At 59.5% G+C, this 13,371-nt stretch carries 13 protein-coding genes; 3 read left to right on the top strand and 10 right to left on the bottom strand.

Annotated elements, in window-relative coordinates; genetic code table 11:
* Window positions 1-5: 5 nt before the first annotated feature.
* The 3 genes from ATU_RS14520 to ATU_RS14530 form a co-directional block, all read right to left on the bottom strand.
* A complete protein-coding gene (locus ATU_RS14520; protein ID WP_006311851.1) occupies window positions 6-842 on the bottom strand; it encodes a carbohydrate ABC transporter permease in 837 nt (278 codons plus the stop codon).
* On the bottom strand, window positions 839-1,699 hold the full coding sequence (locus ATU_RS14525; RefSeq protein WP_006311850.1) for a carbohydrate ABC transporter permease: 861 nt from the start codon (window positions 1,697-1,699) through the stop codon (window positions 839-841). The genes ATU_RS14520 and ATU_RS14525 overlap by 4 nt, the downstream gene beginning before the upstream one ends.
* A 257-nt stretch (window positions 1,700-1,956) precedes the next feature.
* Entirely contained in the window at window positions 1,957-3,228 is a 1,272-nt protein-coding gene (locus tag ATU_RS14530; protein WP_010972798.1) for an ABC transporter substrate-binding protein, read from the bottom strand.
* A gap of 92 nt (window positions 3,229-3,320) precedes the next feature.
* On the opposite strand from ATU_RS14530, the gene ATU_RS14535 reads away from it, so the two are divergent.
* A complete protein-coding gene (locus tag ATU_RS14535; protein WP_010972799.1) occupies window positions 3,321-4,211 on the top strand; it encodes a helix-turn-helix domain-containing protein in 891 nt (296 codons plus the stop codon).
* Window positions 4,212-4,403: 192 nt separating this feature from the next.
* Here the strand turns inward: ATU_RS14535 and ATU_RS14540 are convergent, their stop codons facing one another.
* Window positions 4,404-5,258: an AraC family transcriptional regulator gene (locus tag ATU_RS14540; protein ID WP_010972800.1), complete on the bottom strand. Its 855-nt coding sequence runs from the start codon at window positions 5,256-5,258 to the stop codon at window positions 4,404-4,406.
* Window positions 5,259-5,383: 125 nt separating this feature from the next.
* Between ATU_RS14540 and ATU_RS14545 the strand changes: the two genes are divergently transcribed.
* Together ATU_RS14545 and ATU_RS14550 are read left to right on the top strand one after the other, a co-directional pair.
* Window positions 5,384-6,580, top strand: a complete 1,197-nt coding sequence (locus ATU_RS14545) for an MFS transporter (RefSeq protein WP_010972801.1) — start codon at window positions 5,384-5,386, stop codon at window positions 6,578-6,580.
* Window positions 6,581-6,663: 83 nt separating this feature from the next.
* Complete coding sequence (locus ATU_RS14550) at window positions 6,664-7,560, top strand: LysR substrate-binding domain-containing protein (protein ID WP_010972802.1); 897 nt, start codon at window positions 6,664-6,666, stop codon at window positions 7,558-7,560.
* 24 nt (window positions 7,561-7,584) lie between these two features.
* On the opposite strand, the gene ATU_RS14555 is transcribed toward ATU_RS14550, so the two are convergent.
* From ATU_RS14555 to ATU_RS14580, 6 genes are all read right to left on the bottom strand, one after another.
* Complete coding sequence (locus tag ATU_RS14555; protein ID WP_006313207.1) at window positions 7,585-8,865, bottom strand: TRAP transporter large permease; 1,281 nt, start codon at window positions 8,863-8,865, stop codon at window positions 7,585-7,587.
* A 3-nt stretch (window positions 8,866-8,868) separates the two neighbouring features.
* Window positions 8,869-9,420 carry a TRAP transporter small permease gene (locus ATU_RS14560; protein ID WP_006313206.1) on the bottom strand — a complete coding sequence of 184 codons (552 nt, stop codon included), beginning with the start codon at window positions 9,418-9,420 and terminating at the stop codon, window positions 8,869-8,871.
* A 140-nt stretch (window positions 9,421-9,560) separates the two neighbouring features.
* A complete protein-coding gene (locus tag ATU_RS14565; protein ID WP_010972803.1) occupies window positions 9,561-10,556 on the bottom strand; it encodes a DctP family TRAP transporter solute-binding subunit in 996 nt (331 codons plus the stop codon).
* Window positions 10,557-10,657: 101 nt separating this feature from the next.
* A complete protein-coding gene (locus tag ATU_RS14570) occupies window positions 10,658-11,584 on the bottom strand; it encodes an NAD(P)-dependent oxidoreductase (RefSeq protein WP_035257568.1) in 927 nt (308 codons plus the stop codon).
* Between the two features lie 11 nt (window positions 11,585-11,595).
* A complete protein-coding gene (locus tag ATU_RS14575) occupies window positions 11,596-11,898 on the bottom strand; it encodes a putative quinol monooxygenase (RefSeq protein WP_010972805.1) in 303 nt (100 codons plus the stop codon).
* Between the two features lie 17 nt (window positions 11,899-11,915).
* The gene (locus ATU_RS14580) at window positions 11,916-13,274 is read right to left on the bottom strand and encodes an NAD(P)H-dependent oxidoreductase (protein ID WP_035257566.1); all 1,359 of its coding nucleotides are present in this window, start codon (window positions 13,272-13,274) and stop codon (window positions 11,916-11,918) included.
* Window positions 13,275-13,371 lie beyond the last annotated feature (97 nt).

The raw sequence follows: 13,371 nt of genomic DNA on the forward strand, positions 1-13,371 counted from the left end.
CCCCCTTACTTGACTGCCCCGGCTGAGATGCCGGCGATGAAGTGACGCTGCAAAGCCACGAAAACTACGAGGATGGGTGCGGTGAGCAGCACCGCGCCGGCCATGATGCCGCCCCATGACACCTTGGTGAGCCCGATGAGGGTGCCAAGGGCCACGGGTGCGGTCATCATTCCTGGGCGGGAATTGATGAGAAGCGGCCAGAGATAATTATTCCACGAGGCCAGGAAGAGAATGATCGAGAGCGCCGCCATGGTGGGCCGCGCCAGCGGCAGGGCGATGCGCAGGAAGATCTGCCATTCCTTGACGCCTTCCACCCGTGCCGCATCGAAAAGCTCGGTCGGCATCATCGAGAAGGATTGTCGCATGAACAGCACGCCGAGCGAGTTGAACAGCGGCGGCACGATCAATGCGATCCAGGTGTTGGCGAGCTTGAATTCACGCGCCACCATGATGAATTGCGGAATGACAACGACAGCGAAGGGCAGAGTGATGGTGCCGAGGATGATGGCGATCACCACCCTGCGTCCGGCGAAACGGTAACGCGCCAGCGCCCAGCCCGCCATCGACGTCAGGAACACCGAAAGAACCGTATAAATGACGGCGACGGTGATGGAGATGAACATCGCCCGCAGGAAATTCGTATCCGCCTGAAGGTTGCTTAAATTTTCCATAAAGTTGGTGGATGGCACCAGAACAATGTCCGGGCTGAAAATGCCGTAATCCGGCATGGTCGAGAACACGAACATCATCCACAGTGGAAACAGCCAGATGATGGCGAGCGGCGTCAGCGTCGCATGCAGGGCCATCTTTTGCCAGAACAGCGATCTGGATTTCGATCTCATTTCGGCTCCCTCCCGACCCACAGATTAAGCAGCGAAATGGCGATGGCGAGCGCCGCCATGGTGTAGGCGATGGCCGAGGCGTAACCGAAATTGAGCGACGTGAAGCCCTGCCGGTAAAGGAACAGTCCGAGCGTCTCCGTGCCGCCACCCGGCCCGCCCCTGTTGGTGATGAGGAAAGGTTCGGCAAACAGCTGCATGGTGCCGATGACCGACAGGACGACGCAAAAGAGGATGATGGGTTTGAGCAGCGGCAGGGTGATATGAAAGAACTGCTGGCGCTTGCTCACCTTGTCCAGCGTCGCCGCCTCATAAACGTCACCGGGGATGGATTGCAGCCCGGCGAGGATGATGATGGCGTTATACCCCGCCCAGCGCCAGGTAACCGCGATGATGACAAGGGCCATGGCCGCATTGGCATTGTCGAACCACGAGATGGGCGAGAGGCCGACTGATGTGATGAGCTTGTTGATGATGCCGAAATCGGCGCTGAACATCAGCCGGAACACCGCCGCATACGCAACCTCGCCGACGACGACAGGCGCGAAAAACGCAAAACGGTAAAGCGGCCGGACTTTGAGTAGCGGCGAATTCAAGAGCACCGCCATGACCGTGGCGAGCGCGATCATCACAGGCACCTGAATGACCAGAATGATCAGCGTATTGTAAAGCGCGTTGTAGAACGCAGGATCGGAAACGAGCCGCCCCCAGTTCATGGAAGGCGCGAACCGCCACGGGTTGATGCGCGTGTTCTGGAACGACAGCATGAACGAGCTGATGATCGGCCAAACCCAGAAGGTGGCGAAAATCAGGAGATAGGGCGCGAGGAAAGCATAAGCGATCCTGTTCCTAGACGGCATGACGACCTCCAGATGCCGGCCGATGGGCCGGATAAATGGAAAAGCTTCAGAAAGGCCGGCCCCGTTCAGGGGCAATGCCATTGCAGGACGGCGCGGCGTATTTCTTCTCCCTGAGGGGCAGAAGGTGACCCAAAGGGTCGGATGAGGGAGCTCGCTCTCGGTCTATCACTACCGTCGCCCCCTCATCCCGCTGCCGCGGACTTCTCCCCCTCGGGGAGAAGAAATCCGGGGCCCCGCTCGGTTCCTAAACCGCCGGTTTACTCCGCTACGGGGAGCCCCGTCGCCGTTTCAATCTGCTTTGCGGCGTCGTCGAGGGCGGCCTTCGCATCGGGATATCCACCGGCAAAATATTTCGTCTGCGTCGCCTTGTAGATCGCATCCGCATCTGACTGGAACGCGGTGCCGCGGCTCGGCACGATCTTCGGCAGGGTGGCGAGAATATCGGTCCACACCGCCTGCCCGCCCCAATAGGGCTGCTTTTCCTTGACGAAAGGATCGTCGATGGCGGACAGCAGCGAAGGAACGAGGCCGAAGGATTTCAGCATCGTCACCTGACCTTCATTGGTGGTGAGCGCATAGTCGATATATTTCCACGCCGCTTCCTTGCGCTGGGATGTAGAGCTGATCGCCAGCGACGAACCGCCGAGATTGGCCGCATGCGGACCATCGGCCGTCAGGCTCGGCATCAGATAGACGCCCCACTTGCCGGAAAGGTCAGGAGAGCCGGAACGCACCGTGCCTTCATACCACGCGCCATACATCTGGCTTGCGGCCTTGCCGGCCGTATTGGCCTGGATTTTTTCATCCCAGATCGCCGCCGTGATGATGCCCGCGTCCTTCATTTCCTTGACCTTTTCAAGGGTCGCGACACAGGCAGGCTTGTTGATCGTGATATTCTGGCCATCAGTCGAAAAGTAACCGCATCCCTGCTCATTGGCGATCATGCGGAACCATTCGCTATCGCCGTTGAAATCGGCCTGCGCCATGACGGTGCCGGGATTGGCGGCCATGACCTTCTTGCCGGCGGCAATGAAATCGTCCCAGCTCTTGATCGTGGCAGGATCGACGCCCGCCTTCTCATAGAAGTCGCGGCGATAAAATACCGCCACCGGACCAGAATCCCACGGAACCGCGTAGGCGACACCGTCAACCTCAAGTTCGGTGCGCTTGAAGTCAGGGAAAAGCGCCTGTTTTTCAGGCGTATAGCCAAGCTCGGTCAGATTGGCGAAACAATCGGGAAAACGGCTCCAGAACAGCTCCGCCTCGAAATTCTCGACGGTGACAATATCAGGAAGACCGTCGCCACCGGCTGCACATGCTGCCAGCGTCTTGTCGAAAACCTGATTGTTTCCAAGATCTTCAACAACAATCTTAATGTCAGGATTCTGCTTGTTGAAACCTTCGACCGTGGATTTCAGCGCGGACGCCGCGACGTTCCAGCTCCAGATGGTGACGGTTTCGGTTTGCGCGAAAGCCGGGGCTGCAAGCAGCAGCAGAGCCGTAGACGCGCCAAGAAATTTCAAGCACATTGAAAACCTCCCTTTTTCAATTGCCGTTCTTCAGCGAACATGGGCACATTAGCGGCGGCAGGAAATCTGTCTCGTAAAAAGGGAACATCGATTTGGCGGAAAGTAAGATTGCCGAAAGAGCCTTTTACCAGCCCGGTGCAAGTAGCATCGAAGGCATGCCGACAACGCTTCAGCTTTTCCACAACCACCCGCCCATCATGCTTCGCCCCCACTGGCACGCGCAGGTGGAGGTGAATTATGTGATGTCGGGATCGGTGCATTACCGCATGGGCGATCACGACCTGACGCTGAATGCCGGGCAGATGTGTATTTTCTGGGGTGGCCAGCCGCATCAGATGGACCGCTCCTCCGACGATTCCTTTTATGCCGGCGCGCATCTTCCGCTCGTACATTTCTTCCGCATGCGCCTGCCGGCCGCCATCTCCAGCCAGCTGATGGACGGCGCAACGATGGTGAGCGGTGAGACCGACAGGGCCGATGCGGAGAATTTCGGCCGCTGGTTCCGTTACGTCACCTCGGGTGATCCGGCAAAGGCGCAGCACGCCGTGGAGGAGTTGCTGCTGAGGGTGGAACGGATGTTTCTCGAACCCTATTCCGTCATATCGTCTGCCGACCATGGAAAACGCAAAGAGGACGACGAAGGCATGGCGCCCTCCATCGGCGTCGTACGCATGTGCGATTTCATCGCCGCCAATTTTCTCGACGATATCGACGCGGCCGATATCGCCCGCGCCGCCTCGCTGCACCCGAAATATGCGATGAACCTGTTTCGCAAATCCACCGGCATGACGCTGATCAAATATCTGACGTTACTCCGGCTTTCCCGCGCGCAGGCAATGCTGATGACCGGCAAGGACAATATCCTGCAGATCGCCATGGAAAGCGGCTTCGGCTCCGTCAGCGCCTTCAACAAGGCATTCCGCCAGATATCAGGCATGTCGCCTTCCGATTTTAGGCGCGATATGCGGGCGGCTGCGGCTTAGGGTATTTCCAATGCAGCCGTTACTGTAAGCAACCTACATGGCGCCGACGCGTCCCATCTCCACCCCCTCATTCCTGTGCTTGTCACAGGAATCCAGCCGACGCGCGTCTGCGCGGCGGGAAGAGTCCTTTCAGCCCAAAGACTTGGGCTGGCTGGATCCCTGTGACAAGCACAGGGATGAGGAGCGTTAAGCCTAGTCCCCTATATCTTCCAAGTCGGAGAAAGCAGCGCTGCGCTGCCGCGCCGCCTGCCGATAGGCCCTTGGTGAACTGCCGAGCATGCGCCGGAACATGGTGGTGAAGGCCGGGATGTTCTCATAACCGGCATCCAGCGCCACATTCGTCACCGCTTCGCCGGCCGCCAGTCTCGGCAGCGAGGCGAAGATACAGGCCTGCTGACGCCAGGTTACAAAACTGACACCGAGTTCACGGCGAAAAAGGCGTGTGAAGGAGCGGCGGCTGATACTCATGGCCGCCGCCCACTCGTCGATCTCCACCCGCGCCACGGGCTTCCTGAGAAAATCACGACAGAGCGCCGCCAGACGCTGATTATCCGGAAACGGCAATCCAAGGGGACGTTCTGGCAGTCGATTCACTTCATCCAGCAAAAGAGCGCGCACCAGCCCCTGCCGGTGAAATGCTGAAGGCTGATGTTCTTCGGCCAGCAATTCGGAAATAAGGCTCGAGGCCAGATCGGTTATTTCCACAACCTTTGGAGACTCCGCCTGGAATAGTTCGGGATGAACGTAAATCGAATGCATCTCGACATTGGATATGATCTCTGCTTCGTGTTGCAGCCCCGCGGGAATGAGGAGACCGTGACCAGGCGGTATCATCCAGCGCCCGTCGGCCGTGCTCACCAGCACCACGCCCTGCCGGGCGCACCAGATCTGGACGCGACTATGGCTGTGCGGCGGCGTCCTGTGCCCCGTCGGATAGACACGATGAAGCGCCAGCACCGGCTCATTGGTGCCGTCGATCAATTTCAGGCTGCGCTCATGCTCGTCCCGTGTCAGGCTAGGTGGATGTCGCGGTTTGATTTTTGCCATTTGGCCCACTCACAAAGAAAATCGTCCAGAACACAAATGCAGGCCAGGAACAATATGAATAAAAAGCGGCAAGAAAGAAAGACATGTTTCCCGCTGATCGAGCGGGAATCTAAAGAGGATTTACCATGGCCACCGTCACCAGCGCCGGCTTCAACCCGCAACGCACGGCGTTTTCAATCATCGCAGCCGCCAGCTTCTGCCACATGCTGAACGACATCATGCAATCGCTGCTGACGTCGCTTTACCCGTTGCTGAAAGCCAATTATGCGCTCGACTTCATGCAGATCGGCCTGCTTACCTTCGCCTTTCAGGTCACCGCATCGTTGCTGCAGCCGGTCGTCGGCATGGTGACGGACCGCTGGCCCATGCCGTTCTCCCTGCCCGTCGCCATGCTGTCCACCTGCGCCGGCCTCATCACGCTTGCCTTTGCCCACAGCTTCGAGGTTCTGGTGATCGGCGCCTGCCTCATCGGCGTCGGCTCGGCGATCTTCCATCCGGAAGCCTCGCGTGTTGCCCGCCTCGCCTCCGGCGGCCGCCATGGCCTGGCGCAATCGTTCTTCCAGGTCGGCGGCAATACCGGCACGGCCATCGGCCCGCTGCTCGCAGCCTTCATCGTCATCCCGCTCGGCCAGTCGAGCCTCAGCTGGTTTTCGCTGATCGCGCTCGTCGGTTTTGGCGTGCTGTCATGGGTCGGTGTCTGGTACACCCGTCATCGGCGCGCGAACGTCGGCAAGGCACCCGCCAGCCGTACCCTTCCGCTTGCCCGCGGCACTGTCATGATGACGCTTCTGGTGCTGGTGGTTCTGACCGCCACCAAGAACGCCTATCTCGCCAGCCTGTCGAGCTACTTCACCTTCTACACCATCGACAAGTTCGGTCTTGGCGTACAGGACGCGCAGGTTCTGCTCTTCCTCTTCCTTGGCGCTTCGGCACTCGGCGTGTTCTTCGGCGGCCCGATCGGTGACCGTTTCGGCTCGCGTGTCGTCATCTGGTTCTCCATCCTCGGCGTCATCCCCTTCGCGCTGATGTTGCCCTATGCGAACCTGTTCTGGACGGCCATTCTCGTCGTCGTCATCGGCTTCGTCTTCTCCTCCGCCTTCTCGGCCATCGTCGTGTTCGCGCAGGAACTGGTGCCGGGTCGTGTGGGCCTCATCGCCGGCATGTTCTTCGGTTTCGCCTTCGGTTTCGGCGGCATCGGGGCTGCGGTTCTGGGGGTTTATGCGGATAGGGAAGGCATCGAATTCGTCTACCGCATCTGCTCCTACATGCCGCTGCTCGGCCTTCTGACGGTGTTCCTGCCAAAACTGCCGAGCCACCGCTAAAAGCTTCGCGTTCAACGCTTTTCAACACGGCGGTCACCTGTGATACTCAGGCGACCGCCGTGATCCGTTGAGCAAAGCTACCCATGCAAATCCCGATAAAATCGATCCTCGTTTTCCACGCCGCGGCAAGAGCAGGCAGCATTTCCAGAGCGGCGGAAGAATTGAGCGTCACACCTTCGGCCGTTTCCCAGCAGATACAGTTGCTGGAAGGCCAACTCGGCACGACGCTGATGGCGCGAACCGGCCGCAAGGTGACGCTGACCGAAGCCGGTGAGCGGTATTTCTCGATGATCACCGCCCAGATCGAGCAGATCTCCGACGCCACCGACAGTATTCGCGGCTTCCGCTCGGTCACCACGCTGACGATCCGGGCGACGCCCACCATTTCCAACAAATGGCTGCTGCCGCGCCTCGGCTCGTTTCTGGAGGAGCATCCGGAACTCGAAGTGCGCCTCGACGGCACCAACGAGCCGACCGATTTTTCACAAGAGCTTGTTGATATTGAATTGCGCCATGGCGATGGCCGCTGGCCGGGCCTGTTCGTCGAAGGGCTGGTGGAGGAGGAATTCCTGCCGGTCTGTTCACCCAACTATCAGGGCGCAGGAAAATTTCTGCCCGAAGAACTGCAGAATGAACGGCTTATCCATTCGGTCAAGGCGCAGGCGCAGTGGAACCACTGGTTTCCTCTGGCTGGCGTAACGGCTGAAAAGCGCTGGCGGCGTGTCCTGTTCGATCGAAGCCACATGGCCATCGACGCCGCCGTCCTTGGCATCGGCGTGGCGCTGGAAAGCACGCTGATGATGGAGCGGGAGCTGCAGGACAAAATGCTGGTTCCGGCCGTAGCGGACGCCCCGCGCATCAAGCTGGTCACCCAATGGATTGTTTGCCCGCATTCCCATCTGCGGCAGAGAAAGGTGATGCTGTTTCTGGAGTGGATGCGAAAACAACGCGACGAGTGGCAAACCCGTCGCGTTGTCTGAGAGTTCGGGCTTCCTGCTTCAATCTCAATAAAGACCCATCAGCCGTATCGGCCCGAGCGTCAGGATCGGGAACAGCACCAGTGCGAAGATGGCGAGCGTCAGCACCGTCATCGGTGCCAGCGAACCACGAATGACGTCCTCTATCTTCATGTTCGCCACCTGGGCTGCGGCAAACAGGCAGACACCAACCGGCGGTGTCACCAGCCCGAGCGTCAGCGTCATGACGGTCACGATCAGGAAATGGATTGGATCGATACCCAGCGCCTCCACCGGCGGCATCAGCACCGGGATTAGGATGAACATGGCCGGGATCGCTTCCATGAAGATGCCGATGATCAGCAGGAAGACGAAGATGACAAGCATTCCCGTCATGGGCCCTAGGTTCATCGCCTTCAAAAGTTCGGCCACCTGTTCCGGCAGGCCGTCGAAGGTGAAGACCCAGGCGGCGAGCTGCGAGGTGGCGGCGATGAACAGGATGGTGCCGGAAATGCGCGCCGTGGAGATCAATATTTCCGGCAGTTCCCGCACCGGAAGGGTGCGATAGACGATGACGCCGAGCACCGCCACATAGACCACCGCGATGGCTGCTGCTTCCGTCGGCGTGAACAGGCCGCTGGCAATGCCGATGATCAGGATCAACGGGGTCAGCATCGGCAGGATGGCGCGCAAACCGGTGACGACGACCAGACGGAAATTGAACGGGGTCGGCGGATTGTAGCCGTAATGCACCGAATAGAAGTGGTTGAAGACCAGAAAGGCAAGCGCGATGAAGAGGCCGGGCACCAGACCAGCGATCAGCAGGGTGCCGATCGAGACATTGGCGATGGAGCCGGCAATCACGATCAGGATCGACGGCGGAATGATCGAGGAGAGCGTCGACGTGCAGAGCGTCATGCCGACGGCATAACCCTTTGGAAATCCATGGCGTTCCATCGCCTTGATCTCGATCGCCCCAACCGAGGCGATATCCGCGACGGACGAGCCGGAAACACCGGAAAAGATCACCGACGAGATGACGTTAACGTGGCCCAGCCCGCCGGGAAGCCAGCCGACCATTGCCTCGGCAAAGTCGAAGATGCGTTCCGCCACCCGTCCCCGTTCCATGACCGTGCCGACGAGAATGAAAAGCGGCACGGCGACGAGGAGGAAAGAGTTCATCGACGAAAACATCGTCTGTGAAAGCAGGTCCATGGGCATGGAGGTGAAGAGCCACAGCGTGCCGACGCTGGCGAGCGCCAGCGCGATGGCAAGCGGCACACCGAGCATGCTGAGACCGAAAAAGGCGATGAGAAGAAAGACCGACATGGCTCAGTGTCCTGCTGAAATGGAGATATCGGCGTGCGCGATCTCGTCCGCCGGAAGGCCAAGCTCGGGAAGTGCGATCAGATCCCGCCGGCTGCGCAGCGATTCGATGATCGCCAGCACAGCGATGATGGCGGAAACGGGCAAAACCATACCGATGGCCCACATCGGGATCGGCAGGGTGGCGGCGGTCTCGTTCATCATGATCTGCTGGCGCACCAGGGTGAATCCTGTCCAACCCATCATGCCGAAGAAGAATACTGAGGAGCCGACATAGATCGGCACCGCGAGCCGCCGGAAGAAGCGGTGGAAAAGTACGAGGAATACCACGACGCGGGCGCTTTCAACGGTGCGGAAACCGGCAGCAAGGCCAAGGAAGACCATCCAGATGAACAGAAAGCGGGTCGCCTCCTCGGTCCAAGGCAGCGGGTTGCCGATGAGGCGGCCGATGACCTGGAGAAGAACGACGATGAGAATGCCGGCACAGGCTGCCCCTGCGGCTATATCGGCGATGACTTTGACGATGGTGCCGAGCACCGAGGGTTTCGTATCGCGCATGACAATACCCTTCCACTGCTGAAACCGGATATCCGGTAAAACGAATGCCACACTGCCATTGCGGCAGAGCAACTGCTGCTGACGTTTGCGGTGGCCGGGGTCGCCAATCCGTGCAATCCCGGCCAGCCGTCGCGAAACCGTCAGTTCGTCCTAAGGAAAGCCTGCGTCTTGTCGAAGAACGCCTGATCTTTCACCAGCGCCGAGAACTTGGCCGAAAGACCGACCGCGACAGCCACGAACGCCTTGCGCTCGTCATCGGTCAGCGTGTTGATCTCCATGCCGTTCTTTTTCAGCGTCTCCAGCGACTTGTCGATATCGGCAGCGTCGTTCTGCGCCTTCCACGCCTCCGTCTCGACGGCCGCTTCCTTCAGCGCCGTCTTGAAGCCCTCGTCGAGACCTTCGAAACGCGCCGGGTTCATGCCCAGCACCCAGGCATCGGCAATGTGATTGCTGATCGTCAGATACTTCTGAACTTCGTAAAGCTTGGCGCTGACCGGCACGTTGACCGGATTTTCCTGCCCATCCACCACCTTCAGCTGGAGCGCATTGTAAACTTCAGCGAAGGCCATCGGCGTCGGGGCCGCCCCCATGGCACCGAAGAATTCCACCCAGAGCGGATTATTCGGCACGCGCAGCTTCATGCCCTTCAAATCGACCGGCGATTTGATCGGCGCCTTGGAATTGGTGATCTGGCGCAGCGGCCGCGACCAGAGATCGAGACCGAGAATGCCGATCTTGCTCAGATCGCCGGACAGTTCCTTGCCGAGTTCGCTGTCGAGATAGACGCGCAGCTGGTCGATATCGCGGAACTGGTAGGGAATGGCGATGGCGGTGAACTTCGGATTGAACGTCGCGTAAAGCGAGGTGGAGTTCAAGAGCATGTCGAGCGAACCGCCGGCCAGCTGCTTGACGCCCGCTGAAGGGTCGCCGCCATAAAGCGTGCCGTTCGGAAATACCTTGATCTTGAGTTTGCCGTCGGTCTTTTTCGAAACCAGCTCTGCAAACTTGTTGGCGGAGAGCGTGATTTCGGAATTGTCGGCATCCGGCGTCGAAAGTGTCAGCGTTTCGGCCTGCGCGATCGATGCGACCAGCATGGTGGCGGCCAGAGCCAGCCCGTAAAGTTTTGAAATTTTCATGTGTTCCTCCCTTTGTTGTCTGTGAAGCACGTCCGGTTAAAACGGAATCTTTGGACGTGCTCTATCTCTTTGTTTTAGCGCATTATCCGGACGTAAAACCGCTACGCACTTTTACTGGAAATGCTCTGGACAGTTTCGAGCGTTCCTCCGAACGCATTCATGCGTTTAATTTCAAGGATCACACCGCTGTGATCAAGCTCGCCCGCGCCATGCTCGACCATGGAACGGAACAGCCGGTCAACCTCCTCGCCGACCGGTAAACTGAGGCCACGGCTTTTGGCGAAAGCCAGCGCCGTGGACGTATCCTTCACCTGATATTTCGCCGGCCCGCCGGGGCGAAAATCGCCCTCCACCATGCGTTTTCCGTGCTGGCGGAAGACGGTGGACTCGGCAAAACCGCCGAGTAAAGCCTGCCGCACCTGTGCCGGGTCGGCTCCCCCCGCTTCAACCAGCGTCAAAGCTTCGGCAACGGCGCAGATTGTCGAGGCGACGATCAGCTGGTTGGCGAGCTTGGCCAATGAACCGCAACCCACCGGACCGACATGAGTGACACGACCGAGGCAATTCAGAAGTGGCCGCAGCGCATCCACATCCCGCTGTTCGCCGCCGGCCATGATGGCGAGCGTTCCCTCAATCGCGCCTTTCTCGCCGCCGGAGACCGGCGCATCGACATATCTCACACCGTGAGCCCTGGCCGCCTGCGCCTGTTCCCGCGCGCTATCGACGGGAATCGAGCTCATTACCAGAAGGACCGAGCCGGGTTTCATCGCTGAAACGACACCCGACGGGCCGAGCAGAACCTCGTCGCAAACAGGCCCCGAACTCAGCATGCAGATGACGACATCCGCTTCCACCGCCGCATCGATGGTGGTCGCCGCCTGGCGCACGCCTTTTTCCGCCAGGATAGCGGCTTTTTCAGCTCTGCGGTTCCAGGCACGGACGGCAAAACCGGCCTCAGCCAGACGGGCCGCCATGGGCGCACCCATGATACCCGTGCCGATGACGGCGATGTCACGGATGTCCTGCATGTTCTCCATCTTCAAAGCCACTGCCGGTTCAGAAAACGCACCGGCAGTTCTTCTTCGATGAGGGCAGGAAACGCCTCGCGAAAACGGTCGAGATGCGGTGTTTTCAGATGGTCGTCGAAAGCCTGCCTGTTATCATAGACTTCGTAGAACACCACGTTGTTTCCGCCTTCCGGCCGCACCACATCGAATTGCCGGCAACCGGGTTCGTCCTCAACCGAATGCTTGGCGTCATCGCGCGCTGCATCGAGAAACGCATCCATCGCATCGGGCTTCACCCGAAATTCCGCGATCACCACAAAAGCGCCATTGGACATGTCAGCTTCTCCGCCCATCACGCCGCAGCGTCTTTTTGCGGACGGAACTGGTGTTCCATGTCCTGGCGAAGCTTGACCACATCCAGATCGCTCACCAGCTCCACATCGTCGAAGCTGACGATCTGGTCTTTCTTGATGGGGCGCTTCAGCTTGACATTATGGGCAAGGCCGATCGGCAACGCCTTAATGTCCAGGCTGCGCGTCGCCGGAATGGCGTTTGCCCAGACCGCATAACCGCCCTCACCATCCAGCATTTCGCCGGGCTGCATGTCCTTCTTGGCCGTCGCGACGGCATCGCCGCGAAACTCCTTCGAGCAACCCGTCGGCTCGTTGCGAAGGACTGCGGAGAGCACGCTGATCGAGGTTTCCAGCCCAATGATGTGGAATGGACGCCACATCGAGGCGTACCAGCCCGACGGATCGGTCAGGAGACCATATTGCTTGAAGCAGGCGCGGGCATAGTCGTTATGCGCCTTGAAGGTGACAAAGACACCGTAACGGATGTTGTTGAACACCTCGCGTCCGTCCGGCTCCTGGCTCGCGGCGATATCGACCAGACCCGAGCGCGACATGCGACCGCCATCGGCTGCGGGGCGGAAGACGCGGGCGAGATCGTGCAGGCCGGCGGGCGGAAAGGCCAGACCGTCATCCGGGCAATCCAGTCCTGTGCCATTGGCGACCGCCGCCATTTCGATGGCCGCCTTGGTGCCGTCGGTGAAGGAATTGTACATTTTCGGATTGAAGTCGCCCTTGGCCACTTCCTCATCGGTCCAGCCGAAATAGCTCCAGACCGTATCGGGCGTCGAATAACGGTAACGCGGCTCGAAATTCATGCCCTTGCCGGCAGAAACCACCTCGAAGCCGGTGGCGCGTGCCCAGTCGACCAGCTCGCAGATCAAGGCCGGCTGGTCGCCATAAGCCATGGAATAGATCAGACCCTTGGCCCGGGCCTTTTCAGCGAGGATCGGCCCGACCATGACGTCGGCTTCGACATTGACCATGACGACGTGCTTGTTGTGGTCGATGGCACCGAGCGCATGGCGCGCGCCGGCCAGCGGATGGCCGGTCGCTTCGATAATGCATTCAATCTCGCCGCAGGCGAACAGCTCGTTCACATCGTCAGTCACATAGGTCTTGCCACTCTTCAGCGCGTCGGCGCAGCTCGTCGCATCGTAACGTTCCTTCGGCCAGCCGACACGATCAAACGATTCCCGCGCCTTGCCAACATTGAGGTCTGCGACGGCGACCATGTGGAAACCGGCGATGCGCTGCGCCTGCGCCAGCACCATGGAGCCGAACTTGCCAGCGCCGATGAGACCGACCCGGACAGGTTTGCCGCCGGCTGCACGCGCTGACAGAAGGGAATAGAGATTCATGTTTTGACATCCTTCGCTGGGGAAATTGCTGGCGAGAGTGTCCAGTCCGCCCGGCGAAGGCCATGCGATACCGAGGCTGCGAAGGTTCACCCTTCGC

This window comes from Agrobacterium fabrum str. C58, assembly GCF_000092025.1.
GTDB lineage: Bacteria > Pseudomonadota > Alphaproteobacteria > Rhizobiales > Rhizobiaceae > Agrobacterium > Agrobacterium fabrum.